This is a genomic window from Pseudomonas sp. NFACC39-1 (assembly GCF_900110355.1).
Taxonomy (GTDB): domain Bacteria; phylum Pseudomonadota; class Gammaproteobacteria; order Pseudomonadales; family Pseudomonadaceae; genus Aquipseudomonas; species Aquipseudomonas tehranensis.
In genome coordinates this window covers 300,299-315,509 of the sequence record NZ_FODL01000001.1, presented here as the reverse complement: position 1 = coordinate 315,509, position 15,211 = coordinate 300,299, and the positions used below count along the sequence as shown (strand labels likewise).

12 protein-coding genes are annotated in these 15,211 nt (G+C 59.2%); 9 read left to right on the top strand and 3 right to left on the bottom strand.

What is annotated here, in order from left to right:
* Window positions 1-147: 147 nt before the first annotated feature.
* Together BMY45_RS01380 and BMY45_RS01375 are read right to left on the bottom strand one after the other, a co-directional pair.
* Window positions 148-933, bottom strand: coding sequence for a siderophore-interacting protein (locus tag BMY45_RS01380; protein ID WP_092393564.1), 786 nt, complete (start codon window positions 931-933; stop codon window positions 148-150).
* A complete protein-coding gene (locus tag BMY45_RS01375; RefSeq protein ID WP_092393561.1) occupies window positions 930-1,493 on the bottom strand; it encodes a PadR family transcriptional regulator in 564 nt (187 codons plus the stop codon). Before BMY45_RS01375 ends, BMY45_RS01380 begins: the two co-directional genes overlap by 4 nt.
* A 431-nt stretch (window positions 1,494-1,924) precedes the next feature.
* On the opposite strand from BMY45_RS01375, the gene BMY45_RS01370 reads away from it, so the two are divergent.
* The 5 genes from BMY45_RS01370 to BMY45_RS01350 all read left to right on the top strand — a co-directional run bounded on the left by BMY45_RS01370 (window position 1,925) and on the right by BMY45_RS01350 (window position 7,706).
* Window positions 1,925-2,413, top strand: a complete 489-nt coding sequence (locus BMY45_RS01370) for a CS1 type fimbrial major subunit (RefSeq protein WP_092393557.1) — start codon at window positions 1,925-1,927, stop codon at window positions 2,411-2,413.
* Window positions 2,414-2,527: 114 nt separating this feature from the next.
* Window positions 2,528-5,050 carry a TcfC E-set like domain-containing protein gene (locus BMY45_RS01365; protein ID WP_092393554.1) on the top strand — a complete coding sequence of 841 codons (2,523 nt, stop codon included), beginning with the start codon at window positions 2,528-2,530 and terminating at the stop codon, window positions 5,048-5,050.
* 105 nt (window positions 5,051-5,155) lie between these two features.
* Window positions 5,156-5,899 (top strand): molecular chaperone, encoded by a 744-nt coding sequence (locus BMY45_RS01360; protein WP_177193289.1) that lies wholly within the window; start codon window positions 5,156-5,158, stop codon window positions 5,897-5,899.
* 28 nt (window positions 5,900-5,927) lie between these two features.
* Entirely contained in the window at window positions 5,928-6,410 is a 483-nt protein-coding gene (locus BMY45_RS01355) for a CS1 type fimbrial major subunit (RefSeq protein WP_092394882.1), read from the top strand.
* Window positions 6,411-6,437: 27 nt separating this feature from the next.
* The gene (locus BMY45_RS01350; RefSeq protein WP_371264132.1) at window positions 6,438-7,706 is read left to right on the top strand and encodes a hypothetical protein; all 1,269 of its coding nucleotides are present in this window, start codon (window positions 6,438-6,440) and stop codon (window positions 7,704-7,706) included.
* Between the two features lie 141 nt (window positions 7,707-7,847).
* Here the strand turns inward: BMY45_RS01350 and BMY45_RS01345 are convergent, their stop codons facing one another.
* Window positions 7,848-10,955, bottom strand: coding sequence for a transglycosylase domain-containing protein (locus tag BMY45_RS01345; RefSeq protein ID WP_092393548.1), 3,108 nt, complete (start codon window positions 10,953-10,955; stop codon window positions 7,848-7,850).
* A gap of 358 nt (window positions 10,956-11,313) precedes the next feature.
* Between BMY45_RS01345 and BMY45_RS01340 the strand changes: the two genes are divergently transcribed.
* The 4 genes from BMY45_RS01340 to BMY45_RS01325 all read left to right on the top strand — a co-directional run bounded on the left by BMY45_RS01340 (window position 11,314) and on the right by BMY45_RS01325 (window position 15,199).
* Window positions 11,314-11,775, top strand: a complete 462-nt coding sequence (locus tag BMY45_RS01340; protein WP_092393545.1) for an REP-associated tyrosine transposase — start codon at window positions 11,314-11,316, stop codon at window positions 11,773-11,775.
* Window positions 11,776-12,291: 516 nt separating this feature from the next.
* The gene (locus BMY45_RS01335) at window positions 12,292-13,713 is read left to right on the top strand and encodes an amino acid permease (protein ID WP_092393541.1); all 1,422 of its coding nucleotides are present in this window, start codon (window positions 12,292-12,294) and stop codon (window positions 13,711-13,713) included.
* A gap of 164 nt (window positions 13,714-13,877) precedes the next feature.
* A complete protein-coding gene (locus tag BMY45_RS01330; protein WP_092393538.1) occupies window positions 13,878-14,252 on the top strand; it encodes a GtrA family protein in 375 nt (124 codons plus the stop codon).
* Window positions 14,249-15,199 (top strand): glycosyltransferase family 2 protein, encoded by a 951-nt coding sequence (locus BMY45_RS01325; RefSeq protein ID WP_092393535.1) that lies wholly within the window; start codon window positions 14,249-14,251, stop codon window positions 15,197-15,199. The genes BMY45_RS01330 and BMY45_RS01325 overlap by 4 nt, the downstream gene beginning before the upstream one ends.
* The last annotated feature ends 12 nt before the right edge of the window (window positions 15,200-15,211 follow it).

Here is a 15,211-nt window from a genome sequence, read left to right as displayed (position 1 = left end):
ACAACTCGGTGCGTCAGGTAGATTAAGCCCGCTACTTCTGGGGCTGCTGCGCAGCCCAGCGGGGATAAATCCCCTCGCCACAGGGTTTGGGTCCAGTCAGTGAGGGCAGGGTACTTCAGCCAGTGGCGCTGGGGCCAGCCGCCCCCCTCAATCCTCCTCGCTGCCTTCTGCCTTCCAATACCCCACCGCCTTGACGAAATCCTGATCCAGCCCTTTCTCCTCCAGCAACACCTTGCGGATCTGCCGCGATACCTTGCTCTCGGTGGCGACCCAGGCGTACAGCTTGCCGCCGGGCATTTCCAGCTGCTGCACGGTGGTCAGCAGGTTGTTCTGGCGGCCTTCGCGCAGCACCCAGATCACGTGTACTTGCGCGGGGCTGTGAAGGATTTGCTGCTCGGCGCCGTTTTCCACTTCCACCACCACCAGCGCCTGGCGGTTGGCCGCCAGGTTTTCCAGGCGACGGGCGATGGCGGGCAGGGCGGTTTCGTCACCGATCAGCAGGTAGTGGTCGAAAATGTCCGGGACAATCATCGAACCCCTCGGCCCGGCGATGTTGAGGTATTGCCCGGGCGTCGCCTGGGTCGCCCAGGTCGCGGCAGGGCCATCGCCATGAAGCACAAAGTCGATGTCCAACTCCAGCGCCTGCAGGTCATAACGGCGCGGGGTGTAGTCGCGCATTTGCGGCATCGGGCCCTGGTCCTTGCCAGCGCCGGGGGTGAAGTTTTCCAGGGCGGCATGTTCCTCGGCGTTCTGCGGGAACAGCAGCTTTACGTGATCGTCGCTGCCCAGGCTGGTGAACCCGGCCAGTTCCGGCCCGCCCAAGGTGATGCGGCGCATGCGTGGGGTCAGGTCCTGCACGCGCAACACTTGCAGACGGCGGCGCTTGATCTCGTGGCTGACACGGTGAATGGTGTTTTGATCGACTTCAGTCATTGGCTGGACTCCGAAACAGGTGGACGGTCGGGACCGTCGATAATGGCTTTGGCGGTGTTGTTGAGCAGGTCGCGAATCCGCAGGGTTTCTTCCGGGCTCCACCGGCCATGGTGTTTGTGCAGCGCATTGCGCAGGTTATACACCGCTTGGTGAATTTCCGGGGGGCGGTCTTGGCCGCGCAGGGAGCGCTTGCTCGCTTCAATGCGCACGCGCACCTCATTCAGCGCCGGGGCCTGGTCTTCAAGGAATAGACGTCCGGCGTCGGTCACGCTGTAGCGTTTTTTTCCACCTTCGGCGCTGCCGGCGATCAATGCGCCCATTTCCAGGAAGGTCAGCGTCGGATAGATCACGCCGGGGCTGGGGCTATAGGCGCCGTCGAACATGTTTTCGATACGGCGGATCAAATCGTAGCCGTGGCAAGGCTGTTCGCCAATCAGCGCCAATAACAGCAGCTTCAGGTCACCGGAGGCGAAGACGCGTGGTCCACGACTGCCACGCTCACGGCCCGCGGGGCGTTGTTTGAAACCGTCGTGCTCATCGTGTTTTCGGGGGACTGTCATATGCCTGCTCTCCGTTCTGCATAAGATAGAACTGAGATATATCTTTAATCCGTAGATATATCTTTGACGCTCGATATATCTTGGAACTAAGATATATCTAAGTGGGGTTCGAATTGTTTTATAAAAGATAAGACCTTACCTGAATCCCTTGCCTGTACGGGCGGCAAAATAGGCAACTGTCTGAATTTGCAGTGTTCAGTCCAGGGTGCGGGTTGCACGTGTGGGTTGTTTCTTACATCCAAACTTCGTTTTTATATAAAACTGCGTATTTTTCGTTATTGCGTATGTCGGTTTTACTACGTGTCTTTGAGAATAGGCCTGCTTATTTTTAATTAAAGAGAGTTGATCATGCTCCGGCGTTGAGGTCCGGCCAGGCTGTAGTGGGGCTGAAACTTCAATCCTTCTCTTTATGCTATGAACAGGTGTCAAACATGCTCAAACAAATCGTATCCGGTACTGCTCTGGTCGCCGCAGCCCTGAGTTCCTCGCTGGCCTTCGCTCTGGACGATGCCCGCTCCTCTATTCATATCACCGCGACGATCCCCACCAAGCAGTTCCACGTACTGCCACGCAACCCTGACTTCGGTAAGGATGAAGTCATGAACTACAACCCGGTGACCAACACCTTGAGCACTTTGCGTCAGACCTTCGACGTGAAGAACACCGACGGTTCGGTCCACGCCTATCTGTTGGGTGGGCAGGCTTCGCTGACCAACGGTACGGACGCCATTCCGTTGCTGACCCGGTTCAACAACGTCACGCTGACCGAGTTCCCCCAGGAAGTGGTGTCTGACGCGGCATCCACTCCAGGAACCCAGGCCGACATGCTCATCATGGCCTCGACCGTGCCTCTGGAGAGCCAGGTCGGTCAATACACCGCCGACTTCACCGTCATCTTCGACGCGGTGCCTCGCCCGTAAACCCTTCACTGCCCGATCAGGCTTTTCTCCTCCTGCGGGCATGAACGCAGGTCGGCCGCCCGGCCGGCCTGTACCTGGAACGTCCCGTTAGCTTGCTGATATGAGAATCCGTTGATGTTTGCGATGACACCCATCGTGGGTGCGCTGGCGCTATTGTTGTGCGCCAGTGCATGGGCTGCGCCGACTGCCCCCGGTACGACGCCGAGAAGTCTGTTGTCCCAGGCCAAAGGGCTGCCGGAAGAATTTGAAGCGCACTTTTTCGATGTGCCTCTGGCGGTTCGCTTGGAACTGGATCAACAGTACCTCGGCGAAGCCATGGTGGTGTTGACCCGTGATGATCGTATGACCTTGCTCGAATTCACCGACACCCAGGACAGCCCGATCCCGGCCGTTGAGCGGGAGCAATGGGAGCAATTGCTGAAACAGGGGCTTGCCCTGGGTGCCTGCGAGGCCAAATGCACGTCGGGACTGCTGGCGGTGCATTACAGTCTTGAACATTCACTGGTCTCGATCCTCACCGAAAAGGTCGAGCGCGGTACCGTGGAAAAGCGCTATTACGATCAGCCACAGGAGGGCAGCCTGGGCTTGATCCTCAATAATCAACTCAATCTCAACGGTGGTCAGGAACAGGACACGGGTGGGCGTTATGGCCTCAATGCCAGTTCCAGCATCGGCAACTGGACCCAGTCGTTCGACCTGCAACTGTCGCGCCTGGGCGGACCGGACGATAAGCTCTACCACGCCGTTCATGAGCTGCACACCCAGCGCGAGATGCAAGACAGTTTTTTGCGCCTGGGTTATTTCATGCCGGGCTCCGATGGCCTGAACCGTCAGATCCGTTCGTTTGGGGCCAACCCGGATACGGCGCTGGGGGTCATGTACGGTAGTTCCGATAGCCTGGTGATCAATAATCCCAAGCCCAGCGTGTACCCCATTTATGTCACCGCCAGTCGTCAGGCGGCGGTGGAGATCTACCGCAACGGCCTGTTGATCAATACCCAGGCCGTCAGCGCCGGCTTGCAGAGCCTGGATACCCGGCCATTGCCCGGCGGCATCTATGAAGTGGAAGTGCGGCTGATCGAAGACGGGCAGACCACCGCCACCTCTCAGGAGCTGGTCTACAAGCCCAACAACTGGCGCAGTGCGGATGATCGCTGGCGCTATAACCTGTTTGCCGGTCGCGAAACCAAACTGCTGAGCAACTGGGACGATCAGCCGTCGGGCTTTACGACTGCCGGGGTCGGTATCAATTACTTGTTGCACCCGCGAGTAGTGTGGGGGCTTTCCACGCGTCAGGTGCAGGACAAACTGCAGTACGGCAGCTCGGTGGACTGGACGCTGCCCAACAACACCAGCCTGTTTGCCAACGTTTACCAGACCGAGCAATACGGCACCGGCATGGACCTGCAGGCGCTGTACAGCTACGGTCTGGGCAGTGTGGTGGCCAGTCACAATCGCAGTTGGCTGGACACTCGCAACACCTATGAGATCCTCCCTGACGGCACCCGTATCCGCCAGCGCGACGTGTTTGTCGGGCAGACCAGCAACTCGTCGCTGTCGGTCACCCATCGACTGAGCAACAAGTCGTCGATCAACGGGCGGCTGTTCTATAGCGAAGGTAATATCCAGGGCACCGGTGTGGATCTGGGATGGACCCAGCGCAGCAAGCTTGGCGGCAGCGATGCCAACTGGCGGTGGTCGGTGTTCGACCGTCCGGGCACCTCCAGTACCGCCGATCGACGCAATCGCGGCGTGGACCTGAGCGTCAGCGTGGCCTTGGGCGGGCCGGGTGAGTATTGGTCGGGCAGCATTGGCACCCGCACCTCCCGTGATGGAACGCGGGACAACAATGGGTCGCTGACCTATCGCCGGGATCTGCAGGATCACGTGCTGCAAAGCGTGTCCGCCACGGTGCTGGCCGATACCTATGGCGTGGGCCTGTCCGGCCTCGCCAGTTTCGACACCGATACGGTTTACGGCGACGGTTTTATCCAGCGCTCTTCCTACAACGACAACCTCACCGGTGGCTTGAACCTCAGCAGCACGGTGGCCGTGGGTGGCCAGAAAATCGCCTTTACCGGCCTGCCCCAGAGTGGCGGTGCGGGCATGATCGTCGATGTGGAAACCGACCTGGACGATATCGTCCTGCTCGCCGACGACCTGACGGGTGGCAGTACCACGTTGCGTGCGGGCCGTAACTTCGTGCCCATCACCGCCTATCAGAACAGCCTGCTGACCTTCGACTTCGACGGCGTGCATCCACCGGCGGCCAACATCGAGCCTTCACGCAGCCGCTATCACTTGAACAAAGGGGGCGTGGACTACCGCAAAGTCAGCGTGATGAGAAGCGTCACTGTGCTCGGTCGCCTGCTGGACGCGCAGGGTCAGCCGCTCAAGGGCCATCACGTGATCAACCATGCCAGCCGCGGGGTCAGCGAGGTGGACGGTTTCTTCTCCATGGAGATGAACGCCAGTTCCCCGACGCTTGAAGTGCGCTACGGCAATGACTTGCTCTGCCAGTTTCGCCTCGACCCGGATAACGCCAACAGCGAGGGCGATGTGTTGATGATCGGTGACTTGCGCTGCACGCCAGACACCCTGGCCGACCGCAACAACCCGATCGAGACGGCGGGTTGAACCTGATCCTGGCGCGCCGGCCAGCGTGGTGCGCCCTTCAATATTTCAAGCAGTGCTACGTGAAACGGTCGCCATCGACCGACTTCCATTCATGAGGTTTTGGTAATGAAGCGCTTATTGGTTCTGTGTGGTTTGTCGCTGTTTTCGCTGATGGCCCAGGCCGGGCCGCAAATTAATGTCGGGGTGGTTTACGACTATCTCGAAGGCGACAAGAGCACCTACATGAAACGCATCTTCAACGGCGGAACGTCCACCGCCTTCGTCAAGGTCGACATCCTGGAGATTCTTTACAACGACGACGGCAGCTATCTGGAAGTGCCGCTGCAGGATCAGGACGGTGTGCTCGCCAGGAATGGCCTGATGGCCAGCCCTGCGCGCCTGATCGTACCGGCCAACGGCATGCAGGGCACGCGTCTGCTGTTCATGGGGGACCGCAGCAAGGAGCGTTACTTCCGGGTTCGCTTCGTACCGGTGGTGCCAGAGGCCGAGGACGAGTTCGCGATCAGCGCCGAGGAGCGCGAGGATTATAAAAACGAACGCATCGCCGCCGGGGTGAAAGTGCTGGCCGGCTTCGGCACGGTGTTTTTTGTGCGGCCCAAGGACACCCGTTTCGAGACGGTCATTGATGACAGCGCCGGTCGCTACCTGCTGCGCAACAACGGCAACAGTGTGGTGGTGATCGATGAGTTCAAGGATTGCGCCGCGCAAAAAGACAACGATTGCCGGCCGACCACCAAGCACCACGTCATGGCCGGTCGCACCTTTTCGTTCGACAAGGAGCCGGGGCGTGAATACCGCTTCAGCCTGATCGAAGGCCGCGAAGAGAAAGCCGTCGAGATCAAAGGCTGACGGCATGCTGACGCCACAGGTAATCAATATGTTCAAGACACTGCTACACACCTTCGTGTTCACCGCGTTGACACTGCCGGGGTTCGCGGCATGGGCGGCCGTGGAGCGGGAAACGTTCGAACTCGTTGTCAGCATTCCGACCACCGAGTTCCACGTGTTGCCGGTCGACCCGCAACTGGTCGAGCGCGAACAGCCGATGCTGTTCAGCACCCTGACCTCCGGGCTCCTGCCGCTGCGGGCCAATTACGAAGTGAAGAACATCAACGGGGCCATTGGCGCCCGTCTGGGGCAAGAGGCTTACCTGTCCAATGGCCGTGAGCGTATCGACCTGCAGGTGAAGTTCAACAATGTCCAACTGGCCTTGGATTCGGCCCAGGTGGTCTCGGCCGCCGAGGCCAGGCCCGGTCGGCGCGTGGGGTTGGAAATCATCGCTATCAAGACCGATGAGGAGTATGCGCCTGGGGATTACTACGGCACGGTGCATATGGTCTTCGATGCCATCGCGCCGTAGGGCGGTTGTCGTTATTGGAGTGGGAAAATGAGTGGTTCAAGTCTTTTTGAGCGTGGTGTTGGGGTGTGCCGTACGACGGCGGTGCTGGCCTTGCTGTTCGCGGGCATGCCGACGGCCAGTGCCTTGACCCAGGAAATCAGTGCGATTTTCCGGCCCGACCCGGCGAAACCCATGGAGAACAAGTTCACCAACACCACGCCGGTGAGTGGATATTGCGCCCAGCTCCCAAGGGAGTGCGAAATTGCGGGTATGTTCAGTATCCGGATGCCCATTACCTTTGATTCATCCAAGGCGATTGAGGCCAATCACAGTGACTATCGGCAAGGCGCCACATTCAAAGTGCCTTCCGATTGGCGCCCGGTAACCGTGATCAATTCGGGCACGGGCGAAAGTGAAGTGGTTGAAATTCGAGTATCCGGTATCGGTTCACAATATCGACTCAGCGTCAGCCCCGTCGAGCTGGTGGGGGGAGGCAGTGTCTATGGGGCTCATGAAAAACTATGGGGTAGCGCTTGGGTGTATGCACCTGCACCGTGCCGTTACAGTGGTGTGGGGCTCTACAGCACGTACCAGTACGCTTTTTTCTGGAAGGCTCCGCAACAAGCCGCTTGTTCTAAACAGGCCAAGTACCGGGTGCCCGACATGAGGTACACCTATCTGGATTTCGCGTACGAACTGCGCACCCCCAACCCCTTGAAAATGTCGGCCGGTCATTACACCGGTACGTTGAGCTATAGCGTTGGGCCAGGGCAGGACTTCGACATGGGCGATGTCATGCTCCCGAACGACTCAGTGATCTCGCTCAATTTCAATCTTGAGGTTCAACACACGCTCAAAGTCGAAGTGCCTCCTGGCGGTAATAAAGTCGTGCTCGAACCCCAGGGCGGCTGGCAAGCCTGGCTGAACCAGGGGCAAAAACCGACGCGGTTGTTTCGTGACCAGACCTTTCATATATCAGCCTCGTCGCGTTTCAAGATGGGCCTGCAATGCCAATTCGCCGGTTCGAGTGATAACACCTGCCTGCTCTGGGCACCCAGCTCCGGCCAACTGGTGCCGGTGAATATCAGCGTGACCCTGCCCAACGGCTTGACCGACGCTGCCGGTCAACCGGTCAATCGTCGTCGGCTCTATCTCGATGGCAGCGGCACCGAGCTGTTCCAGCCGGGGCATTACATCGACCGTCGGCCGGGGACGGTGCATTTTGAAGTCGCTCGCAACCAGGTGGAAGAAATGCTGGCCGGGGAGGCAAAGAACTACATGGGCAACGTGACGGTGATCTGGGATTCGGAGGTGTAGATGATCTTCTGTGGGAGCGAGCCTGCTCGCGATGACGGCCGCACAGTCAACATCACCGCCAACTGACCCACCGCCATCGCGAGCAAGCTTTGCTCCCACAGTTTGCTTTGTCCCCTCACTTTGCTAACACAGTGGGGTGATTCAATGGCCTGCCATCAACGGCTGGCACTGGGTATGGGTCCCCGGTTGCAAGTATGGTGAGAGAAACGGCGCCATGCCTTTGAGCACTTGTACCGGCAAGGCCGAGGTGAATTTGAAGTTCTGCGCCGATGCTCCCGGCACATAGGCGGTGAGGGTGCCGAAATGGCTGTCGCCAATGTAGAACACAAAAGTGGCGGTGCGGTTGATCGACTTGGAACTGATCACTCGCCCACCGGCGCCCACCGCTTCGATGCGGTTGTCGCCGGTACCGGTCTTGCCACCCATCGATAACGGTGTGCCGTCGGCCAGGGTGAAACTGCCGGCCACCCGTTTCGCGGTGCCGGCATCGACCACCTGGGACAACGCACTGCGCAAGGCTTGCGCCACTTCCACCGGCATCACTCGTTTGCCATTGTCCGGGTCGCTGATCAGCCGCGTTTCATAAGGGGTATTGACGGCGAAGTCGAGACTGTCGACGCGTAGCGCCGGGAGCCGGATACCGTCGTTGAGGATGGTGCCCACCAGTTCCGCCAGGGCGGCGGGGCGGTCGCCGGAGCTGCCGATGGCGGTGGCCAGCGACGGCACCAGATGGTCGAACGGGTAGCCGACTTTCTGCCAGCGTTGGTGAATATCAAGGAAGGCCTCGACTTCCAGCATGGTGCGGATACGACTGTCCCGGGCGCTCTTGTGCCGGCTCTTGAACAGCCAGCTATAGACCTCCTGGCGTTCGAACCGGCTGGCTTTGACGATCTGGCTGAACTTGGCATCGGGATTGTTCAGCAGATAACCCACCAGCCACAGGTCCAGCGGATGGACTTTGGCGATAAAACCCTGGTCGGGCAGGTCATAGCGGCCCGGTCCGTAGTTGCTGTAAAGCCGTTCGAGGCGTTCGTCGGTGAGCTTTTCGGCGCTCTTGGCCGACTTGAGGTGCGAACGCACAAAGTGGTTGAAGCTTTCCTGGCTGTCGCCGGGAAAGAAGTAACGGTGCACGGCGGCCAGGCGGATGGCCGTGGGGCGCATCCCGTCGAGGAAGGTTTCCAGACGCTGGCCTGTGTCCTTTTTCTGGTACTTCTTCCAGAACTTGAGCAGGAAGGTGGTGCCTTCGCGGTCGGCAAACTGGGCCAGGTACTCTTGGCGGCGCGGATTTTTGTCGTCCTTGAGCAGCTCCGAACTGTTGTCGGGGCCCGCGTACGTGGCGTAGCGCACCAGATCACGCATCAGGCGAATGAATGGCAGGTTGATCGACTCGCGCAGGGCGTCGCGCAAGGTGGGATTACGGCCGTTATCTTCTTTACGGAAATTATTGAAGGTGTGCAGCCCGCCGCCGGTGAAAAACGCCTCGCCGGGGCTGGCTGAATAGGTACGATCCAGCGCCGCCTCAAGCATCGTCGGCAGGTTGCGATCGCTGTGCTGGATCAGGTAATCGACGGCCCAACGGGAGAGGCGGTCCTGCTCGGCGATCTCGGCTTTTTTCAATGTTGCCGGGGTTTCGTGGGCATAACGTTCGTGCAGTTCGGCGATGATCTGCAGGTAGGTGGTGAGCACTCTTAACTTGGCGGTGGAGCCCAGTTCCAGTTTGCTGCCTTCGTTGATATCGAAGGGTTGGTCGGTGCTGTCGGTCTGCACGCGCACACGCGAGCCGTCCGGAGTCAGCTCCAGCAGGGTGAAGCTGTAGCGCACCTGGGCGGTGCTGGTAGGCGTCAGAAGACGTTCGCCCATCAGGCCGATTTCGGCAGCGAACGCCGGGTCCGCCAAGCGCTTGAGGTAATCGGTGGCCTGGGTCTGCAAGTCGTTTTGCAAGGTGCTGGTGGCGGAGAGGTCCAGGCGATCGAGGTCATAAAATGAGCGGTTGAGCAGCGTGGCAAGACGACTGCGGGCGGCGCTGATGCCTTTGTTGATTTCGTTGGGTTGAATGGTGGGTTGCTGCACCCAGTCGCGATAACTGACCTTGCTTGCCAGGGTCGCCTCGGCCAGCGAGGCGTCAATCACGCCGTTCTGGGCCAGCAGCCGGACGTGGCTGTCGGTCAGGCGCGCCAGCTCGTCACGGCCTCTGGACAGGTAATAGGAGGGGCGGCGCTGGGCGATCATCAACGACAGCATTTCCCGCAGGGCCAGGCCTTTTTCCGCGAGGCTGCCAGGATCTGTCGCGGTGCTGGACAAGCGTTCGTTGGCACGATTGAAATCGGCGCCGTACCAGACCCGCAAACCTTCGGCCATGCCGTGGACTTCGCCATGCCCCGGTACGGCGGAGAGCGGCACGCTGTTGAGGTAATCACGGATGACTTTCTGCCGAGCCTCAAGGGTCTGTGGGCCGGCCTGATAGGCACGCACACTGGCGGAAATCATCTGGCGGATTTTCTCCGCCCCCGACCCGGTGAGGCCATCGGCGGAGTGGCGATATTTTTCCAGCTGCGTCGCCAGGGTACTGCCCCCGGCGGACTGCCCTGGCAAACTCAGGAATTTGGCCACCTGGGACCACGCCGCCATGCCGAAGCGCGGCCAGTCCACTGCCGGGTTGGCCTGGGGGTGCTTGGGGTCGAGCAAAAAGCGGTTCTCGATGAACAACAGGCTTTGCACCACCACGGGAGGGATGGCTTCGAAGCTGGCGTACAGTTGCTGCGGATACTTGAACTGGTACAGCGGCGCGACGCGGCAATCGGTGATGGTCAGGCCGGCCTGGATCTTTTCCGCATAGGGGGCAAACAGGCCCTTGTCGACGTAATTCATCAAGGCCGGGGAGAAACGTGCCTGGGCCTGAATCACATAATCGCGCTTGAGCAACCGCGGCAGGAACTCACCCAGCGAGCTATAACCCAACCGCCGGTCGAACGGGCCTTCTCCAGGATAGACGATGGCATCGCTTGGCCCCGGTTGCACCGAATAGGTCAGAGACGCGGCGTACCGGCTGATCTCCTGGGCCTGAAACCTGGACGTGCGCATTTCCTTGGCCACCGCCAGGCCGACCACCACCACGATAATCAACAGCAATAACCAGAACGCTCGCCAGCCATGTCCTGCCCGGCGTTTTTTTTGAGGTAAAGGTGCTTCTTCCATACGTTCAGTCGGGCCCACAGGTTTACTCGAATCGGTTTGCCATAACGCGCCCATAGTCGACTGATCCATTCACGCATTGATCGGGACTTGCTTGAAGCTTAGACGGTGGTGGCGCGGGCGGCGGGAAATTGTGGACGCCGGATGCATGGGACGGTTGTTGTTCTCAATGGTTGATGGGCTTTTGTGGCGAGGGAGCTTGCTCCCGCTCGGCTGCGCAGCAGTCGCAACGGGTGCATGGCTGAGCAGTATTCCAAGGTTGAAAATCCGGGGGCGGCTGCGCCACCCAGCGGGAGCAAGCTCCCTCGCCACGGGGACTACGCTGCTCTCGGAAACGTCGTTCAAATATCAAAGCATCGAGTCAGTCCGGGCGGGGCTACCGTAAGGAGGTACCCCTACCACAGGAAGCCAAGGAATGCGTCCTCCACACCCAAACTCTCATCGATTGCGTCGCGGACGCTCCTCGGAATGGGGACGAGGCTACCTCGTCACTACGGTCGTTCACCAACGCATGCCCCTCTTCCAGGACTGGCGATTGGGACGCTTACTGGTTGCAGAACTGCGCCAGGCTCATGAACGAGGTCAGGTTAATTCGCTGGCCTGGGTTGTCATGCCGGACCATCTGCATTGGCTCGTGCAACTGGAGCAAGCCCAACTCACTCATGTCATGCAGGCCGTCAAATCTCGCAGCACCCTGGCAATCAATCGAGCAACGAATAGAAAAGGTGCCTTCTGGCAAAGCGGTTTCCACGATCGTGCGATCCGCGACAACCAGGACCTGCGGCCCGTCGCCCGGTACATCATCGCTAATCCGCTTCGCGCAGGGCTGGTGGATCGCATTGGTGATTATCCGCTGTGGGACGCGATATGGCTCTAGTTGCTTTGGTTGCTTTGGTTGCTTTGGTTGCTCTTGTGGCGAGGGAGCTTGCTCCCGCTGGGTGGCGCAGCCGCCCCCGGATTTTCAACCTTGGAATACTGCTCAGCCATGCACCCGTTGCGTCTGCTGCGCAGCCGAGCGGGAGCAAGCTCCCTCGCCACAGGGGCGGTGCAGGCCAAGAACCTTGCGCTAGAGCCCTCGGCATGTGCCCGGGCATGACGCTGCACCATCGCTGTGCAATACTCGGCGCCGTTTTACGAATTGGCTGTAATCCCAGGCAATACGTCTCCATAGGTGGGTGTATGGATGAGGTTTATCCCTGATTTTCCCTGGTTTTACAGTGAAACTCTCTGCCTCTGGCTTTTTATACTGCACGACCCGCTGATCCTGCGGCTTTTGTTCTACAGGACGGTCTGTCCACAAAACAGACCCGGTTTCGGCAAGGTGGCAGGCCTATCGGCTTGCGGCTTTGGAGACTCGGTGGTCAATCCAATAACAAAACGAGGTTGTATCCCTATGCCTGTCGGCAATCATCTGCCCCATGGCGAGACCGCTCAGGGTGGTCCGCTCAAACGTGAACTCGGCGAGCGGCATATCCGCCTGATGGCGCTCGGCGCTTGCATCGGTGTCGGGCTGTTCCTCGGCTCGGCCAAGGCCATCGAAATGGCCGGTCCGGCGATCATGCTGTCCTACATCATTGGCGGCTTGGCGATCCTGGTGATCATGCGCGCCCTCGGTGAGATGGCGGTGCACAACCCGGTGGCCGGTTCGTTCAGTCGCTATGCCCAGGATTACCTCGGGCCGCTGGCGGGCTTTCTGACCGGCTGGAATTACTGGTTCCTGTGGCTGGTCACCTGCGTGGCGGAAATCACCGCAGTGGCGGTGTACATGGGTATCTGGTTCCCCGACGTGCCGCGCTGGATCTGGGCCCTGGCGGCACTGATCAGCATGGGCTCGATCAATCTGATCGCGGTCAAGGCCTTCGGTGAGTTCGAATTCTGGTTCGCCCTGATCAAGATCGTCACCATCATCGCCATGGTCATCGGCGGCGTCGGCATCATCGCCTTCGGGTTCGGCAACGATGGCGTGGCCCTGGGTATTTCCAACCTCTGGACGCACGGCGGTTTCATGCCCAACGGCGTGCAGGGTGTGTTGATGTCCCTGCAAATGGTGATGTTCGCCTACCTGGGCGTGGAGATGATCGGCCTGACCGCCGGTGAGGCGAAGAACCCGCAGAAAACCATCCCCAACGCCATTGGTTCGGTGTTCTGGCGGATCCTGCTGTTCTACGTCGGTGCGCTGTTCGTGATCCTGTCGATCTACCCCTGGAACGAGATCGGCACCCAGGGCAGCCCGTTCGTGATGACCTTCGAGCGCCTGGGTATCAAGACCGCCGCCGGCATCATCAACTTCGTGGTGATCACTGCTGCGCTGTCGTCCTGCAACGGCGGCATCTTCAGTACCGGGCGGATGCTCTACAGCCTGGCGCAGAATGGCCAGGCACCGGCTGGTTTCGCCACCACCTCGGCCAACGGCGTGCCGCGCCGTGCGTTGCTGCTGTCCATCGCCGCGCTGTTGCTGGGCGTGCTGCTCAACTATCTGGTGCCGGAAAAAGTCTTCGTCTGGGTGACCTCCATCGCCACCTTCGGTGCCATCTGGACCTGGGTGATGATCCTGTTGGCCCAATTGAAATTCCGTAAAAGCCTGAGCGCTTCGGAACGTGCGGCCCTGAAATACCGCATGTGGCTGTACCCGGTCAGTTCATACCTGGCGCTGGCATTCCTGGTGCTGGTGGTGGGCCTGATGGCTTACTTCCCGGACACCCGCGTGGCCCTCTACGTGGGCCCGGTGTTCCTGGTGCTGCTGACGGTGCTGTTTTATACCTTCAAGTTGCAGCCCACTGGTGATGTGCAGGGCTCGATGGATACCGCTTCATAAATTGCCGGCAATAAAACGAAAAGCCCCGGTCGGATGATCGGGGCTTTTTTGTTGAGGCCACAGTCAGCTGAATTAGGGGACACCTGTTAGTTCTTACAGTAGACCGAATACCGACAGCCCCCTAGATTAAGTTGCCTGAAGCACCGGCCCGGTCGGGGGCATCCATGAAAGCGTTATGGAAAGGGTTTTTCAGCTACTCCCTGGTGGGGCTGGCCAATACGCTGATCCATTGGCAGATATTTTTCGTGCTGCGGGTGGCGTTCGGCCTCAATCAAGCGATGAGTAATTTCATTGCTTTTTGCGTGGCGGCCTCATTCTCTTTTTATGTCAATGCGCTCTACACCTTCGAGGCCAAGGCCTCAGTGTTGGGCTATGTTCTTTTCTTAAGTGTCATGGGTGCCCTCAGCTTTATCGTGGGTTACTTGGGCGATCGCTGGCATGTCCACGGCCTGCTGACTGTGGCGGTGTTTTCGCTATTGAGCCTGGTGATCGGTTTCCTGTTGTCTCGGTTTGTGGTGTTCCGCGGACATCGCCAATGAACGTTTCGTTGATCGTTCCGGTATTCAATGAAGAACAGGCCATCAGCCTGTTTTACGAAAGTGTCCGTCGGCATCCGGCGTTGAAAGAGCACGTCGTCGAGATTGTCTTTATCAACGATGGCAGCGGCGATCAGACCGCTGCCATCGCCCGCGAAATTGCATTGATGGACAGCCGGGTGCTGTTGATTAACTTCTCTCGTAACTTTGGCAAGGAACCGGCCCTGTTTGCCGGCCTCGAGCACGCCAGCGGCGATGTCGTGATCCCCATGGACGTGGACCTGCAAGACCCCATCGACGTCATTCCGCAGCTGATCGCCGAATGGGAGAAGGGCGCCGAAGTGGTGTTGGCCAAGCGTCGCGATCGCTCATCTGACAGCTACCTCAAGCGCCGGGGCGCGGCGTTGTTCTATGGCGTGCTCAATCACATTGCCTACCCGCACATCGAGCAGAACGTCGGGGATTTTCGCTTGATGGACCGCAAGGTGGTGGAGGTGATCAAGACCCTTCCCGAATACCAACTGTTCATGAAGGGGGTGTTGTCGTGGGCCGGCTTCAACACCGTTGTCATCGAATACGACCGCCCCTGTCGCGCTGCCGGCAAGAGCAAGTTCAATGGTTGGAAGTTGTGGAACCTGGCGCTGGAGGGGATCACTTCGTTCAGCACGGTGCCGTTGCGATTGTGGACTTATGTGGGCAGTTGCATATCGTTGGTTTCGCTTCTGTACGCGGTTTACATGGTGCTGGACAAGATCCTGTTTGGTAACGACGTGCCGGGTTATCCGTCATTGATGGTTGCAGTTTTGTTCCTGGGCGGTGTGCAACTGGTGGGTATCGGTGTGCTGGGTGAGTACATCGGGCGGATCTATCTGGAAACCAAGCATCGGCCTCGGTATGTCATCAAGGAAATGATTCGGGGAGGCAGAGTGAAATCTCGGAATGGATCATGATGTTGAAGGAAG

Excerpts from the sequence above, each read along its gene's own strand:
- BMY45_RS01350 (WP_371264132.1), top strand. The coding sequence starts at position 6,438 with ATGAGTGGTTCAAGTCTTTTTGAGCGTGGTGTTGGGGTGTGCCGTACG.
- BMY45_RS01365 (WP_092393554.1), top strand. The coding sequence starts at position 2,528 with ATGTTTGCGATGACACCCATCGTGGGTGCGCTGGCGCTATTGTTGTGC.
- BMY45_RS01360 (WP_177193289.1), top strand. The coding sequence starts at position 5,156 with ATGAAGCGCTTATTGGTTCTGTGTGGTTTGTCGCTGTTTTCGCTGATG.
- BMY45_RS01330 (WP_092393538.1), top strand. The coding sequence starts at position 13,878 with ATGAAAGCGTTATGGAAAGGGTTTTTCAGCTACTCCCTGGTGGGGCTG.
- BMY45_RS01335 (WP_092393541.1), top strand. The coding sequence starts at position 12,292 with ATGCCTGTCGGCAATCATCTGCCCCATGGCGAGACCGCTCAGGGTGGT.
- BMY45_RS01380 (WP_092393564.1), bottom strand. The coding sequence starts at position 933 with ATGACTGAAGTCGATCAAAACACCATTCACCGTGTCAGCCACGAGATC.
- BMY45_RS01340 (WP_092393545.1), top strand. The coding sequence starts at position 11,314 with ATGCGTCCTCCACACCCAAACTCTCATCGATTGCGTCGCGGACGCTCC.
- BMY45_RS01375 (WP_092393561.1), bottom strand. The coding sequence starts at position 1,493 with ATGACAGTCCCCCGAAAACACGATGAGCACGACGGTTTCAAACAACGC.
- BMY45_RS01355 (WP_092394882.1), top strand. The coding sequence starts at position 5,928 with ATGTTCAAGACACTGCTACACACCTTCGTGTTCACCGCGTTGACACTG.
- BMY45_RS01370 (WP_092393557.1), top strand. The coding sequence starts at position 1,925 with ATGCTCAAACAAATCGTATCCGGTACTGCTCTGGTCGCCGCAGCCCTG.
- BMY45_RS01325 (WP_092393535.1), top strand. The coding sequence starts at position 14,249 with ATGAACGTTTCGTTGATCGTTCCGGTATTCAATGAAGAACAGGCCATC.
- BMY45_RS01345 (WP_092393548.1), bottom strand. The coding sequence starts at position 10,955 with ATGGGCGCGTTATGGCAAACCGATTCGAGTAAACCTGTGGGCCCGACT.